At 70.7% G+C, this 3,727-nt stretch carries 1 protein-coding gene; it reads right to left on the reverse strand.

The genetic code is table 11. The annotated features are described in order from the left end of the window. Positions 1 to 43: 43 nt before the first annotated feature. Entirely contained in the window at positions 44 to 3,421 is a 3,378-nt protein-coding gene (locus tag ACWGI8_RS41350) for a pyruvate carboxylase (protein WP_453668605.1), read from the reverse strand. Between the last annotated feature and the right edge of the window lie 306 nt (positions 3,422 to 3,727).

Genomic DNA, 3,727 nt, shown 5'->3' on the forward strand with positions numbered 1-3,727 from the left:
AACCTCACCCGGGCCGGCCGCATGCACACGCACGAACCAGGCGTCAGCCGATCTCGATGAGCAGATCGCCCGCCTCGACCTGCTGGATCTTTCCGATCGCCAACCGCGCGACCGTGCCCGCGCACTGGGCGGTGATGGAGGCCTCCATCTTCATCGCCTCGATGGTGGCCACCGTCTGACCCGCCGACACCGAAGAGCCCTCCTCCACCTGGAGCGTCACGACGCCCGCGAACGGCGCGGGGACGTGCCGGTCGTTGCCGCGCTCGGCCTTCTCCGCGGCCTTGACCTCGGTGGCGACGGACTTGTCCCGCACCGACACCGGGCGCAGCTGGCCGTTGAGCGTGGCCAGCACCGTACGGAAGCCCCGCTCGTCGGCCTCGGAGATCGCCTCCAGCTCGATCAGCAGCGTGACACCGGCCTCCAGGGTGACCGTGTGCTCGGTGTCCGGCTCCAAGCCGTAGAAGAAGTCCTGCGTGGGCAGTACGGACGTGTCGCCGTACGCCTCGCGGTGGGCCTCGAACTCCTTGGTCGGGCCGGGGAACAGCAACCGGTTCAGCGTCGCCCGCCGTTCCTGGACCAGTCCCTGGTGGTCCTCGTCCGACAGGGTCGCGCTCTCGGCCTGCGCGGGACGGCCCTGGAGTGCGCGCGTACGGAACGGCTCGGGCCAGCCGCCGGGCGGGTCGCCGAGCTCGCCGCGCAGGAATCCGACCACCGAGTCCGGTACGTCGAACTTGCCGGGGTCGGACTCGAAGTCGGCCGCCTGGACCCCTGCTCCGACCAGATGCAGGGCGAGGTCTCCCACCACCTTCGAGGAGGGGGTCACCTTGACCAGCCGGCCCAGCATCCGGTCGGCGGCCGCGTAGCAGTCCTCGATCAGCTCGAAGCGGTCGCCGAGGCCGAGCGCGATGGCCTGCTGACGCAGGTTCGACAGCTGCCCGCCGGGGATCTCGTGGTGGTAGACGCGCCCGGTGGGCGAGGCGAGCCCCGACTCGAAGGGCGCGTAGACCTTCCGCATGGCTTCCCAGTACGGTTCGAGTCCCCCGACCGCGTCGAGCGAGAGCCCGGTCGCGCGCTCGGTGTGGTCGGTGGCCGCCACGAGCGCCGACAGGGACGGCTGGCTGGTGGTGCCCGCCATCGACGCGACGGCGGCGTCGACGGCGTCGACGCCCGCGTCGATCGCGGCGATCAGCGTCGCGAGCTGGCCACCCGCCGTGTCATGGGTGTGCAGATGCACCGGAAGGTCGAAGCGCTCGCGCAGTGCGGTGACCAGGGTCCGTGCGGCGGGCGGGCGCAGCAGGCCGGCCATGTCCTTGATGGCCAGTACGTGCGCGCCGGCCTCGACGATCTGCTCCGCGAGGCGCAGGTAGTAGTCGAGCGTGTAGAGCTGTTCGGCCGGGTCCGACAGGTCCGCGGTGTAGCACAGGGCGACTTCGGCCAGCGCGGTGCCGGTGGACCGTACGGCATCGATGGCGGGACGCATCTGCGAGACGTCGTTGAGCGCGTCGAAGATCCGGAAGATGTCCATGCCGGTCGCCGCCGCCTCGGCGACGAAGGCGTCGGTCACCTCGACGGGGTAGGGCGTGTAGCCGACGGTGTTGCGTCCGCGCAGCAGCATCTGCGTACAGATGTTGGGCACCGCCTCCCGCACGGCCGCGAGACGCTCCCAGGGGTCCTCGGCGAGGAAGCGCAGGGCCACGTCGTAGGTGGCGCCGCCCCAGCACTCCAGGCTCAGCAGCTCCGGTGCGGTGCGGGCGACATACGGGGCGACGGCCAGCAGATCGCGCGTCCTCACCCGGGTGGCCAGCAGGGACTGGTGCGCGTCACGGAAGGTCGTGTCCGTCACCGCGACGGCCCGCTGCGCGCGCAGCTCCGCCGCGAACGCCTCCGGCCCGAGTGCCGCGAGGCGCTGCCGGCTGCCTTCGGCGGGCGGACTGCCCAGTGGGGCGGGAGGGAGCTTGGCGGCCGGGTCGATGACCCGGGGACGCGGGCCGTGGGGACGGTTGACGGTCGTCTCGGCGAGATAGGTGAGCATGCGGCTTCCGCGGTCGGCCGAGGGGCGCGCCCGGAGCAGCTCCGGATGATCGGCGATGAAGCTCGTCGTGACACGGCCCTCGCGGAAGCCGGGGTGGTCGAGCACGGCGCCGAGGAAGGGCAGGTTGGTGGCGACTCCGCGAATACGGAACTCGGCGATCGCACGCCGCGCGCGGCGGGCGGCGTTGGCGAAGTCGTGGCCGTGGCAGGTCAGCTTGACCAGCATCGAGTCGAAGTGGGCGGACACTTCGGCGCCGGTGTGGACGGTGCCGCCGTCGAGCCGTACCCCGGGGCCGCCCGGAGAGCGGTACGCGGAGATGGTGCCGGTGTCGGGGCGGAAACCGTTGGCGGGATCCTCAGTGGTGATACGGCACTGCAGAGCCGTACCCGTGAGGACGATGTCGTCCTGCGTCAGGTTCAGTTCCGGGAGCGTCATCCCTGCGGCGATCCGCAGCTGCCCGATCACCAGGTCCCGGCCGGTGACCTGCTCGGTGACCGTGTGCTCCACCTGGATACGCGGGTTCATCTCGATGAAGACATGATTGCCGCGCTCGTCGACCAGGAACTCCACGGTGCCCGCGTTGACGTACCCGATGTGCCTGGCGAACGCGACGGCGTCGGCGCAGATGCGCGCGCGCAGCTCCGGGTCGAGGTTCGGCGCGGGCGCGATCTCGACGACCTTCTGGTGGCGCCGCTGCACCGAACAGTCCCGCTCGTACAGGTGGACGACGTTCCCCTGGGCGTCGGCGAGGATCTGCACTTCGATGTGGCGCGGGTTGACGACGGCCTGCTCCAGGAAGACGGTGGCGTCTCCGAACGCCGACTCCGCCTCGCGCATCGCCGCGTCGATGGCCTCCCGAAGCTCGGCGGGCTGGGCGACGTGCCGCATTCCTCGTCCGCCACCGCCGGCGACGGCCTTGACGAACACCGGGAACCCGATGGAGTCGGCGGCGGCGACCAGCTCGTTCACGTCCGTGGACGGCGCCGACGACTTCAGTACGGGAACCCCGGCCTCGCGGGCGGCCGCCACCGCGCGGGCCTTGTTGCCGGTGAGGTGCAGTACGGAAGCGGGCGGCCCGACGAAGGTGATCCCGGCCTCGGCGCACGCGGCGGCGAGGTCGGGGTTCTCCGAAAGGAAGCCGTATCCGGGGTAGATGGCGTCGGCACCGGCCTTGCGCGCGGCCTTGATCACCTCGTCGACCGAGAGATAGGCCCGCACCGGGTGGCCCTTTTCACCGATCTGGTAGGCCTCGTCCGCCTTGGCCCGGTGGAGCGAATTGCGGTCCTCGTAGGGGAACACGGCCACGGTGGCGATGCCGAGCTCGAACGCCGCGCGGAAGGCGCGGATCGCGATCTCGCCCCGGTTGGCGACCAATACCTTGCGGAACATCAAAGTCCCCTGTCGTGTTGCGGGCACGCGGCCTCAAGGTGGCGATGTCATTCCGGCTGCCGGGATCGGCATCCGCTGTTCCCGTGGACGGTACCGATCAGTAGCGGTGGCGTCGATCTCCTGCCGACGGGAGCTACGTCACGCCGGCCGGAACAGGCGTCGGCACAGATGACGGTCCTCGCGGGATGCGCGTTCGACCAACTCTGCGGTGTCACCTAAGGGCTGTCCCGTAATCCCCGGTGGATCAGCGCGCGGCGTCAGATGCGGTGCATCGCAAGGCGGAGGGTCGTCCTCATACTGGGCGTA

Source organism: Streptomyces sp. NPDC054841 (assembly GCF_053611045.1).

Bases quoted from the DNA above. Each gene is read 5' to 3' on its own strand.
- ACWGI8_RS41350 (WP_453668605.1), bottom strand. From the start codon at position 3,421: ATGTTCCGCAAGGTATTGGTCGCCAACCGGGGCGAGATCGCGATCCGC.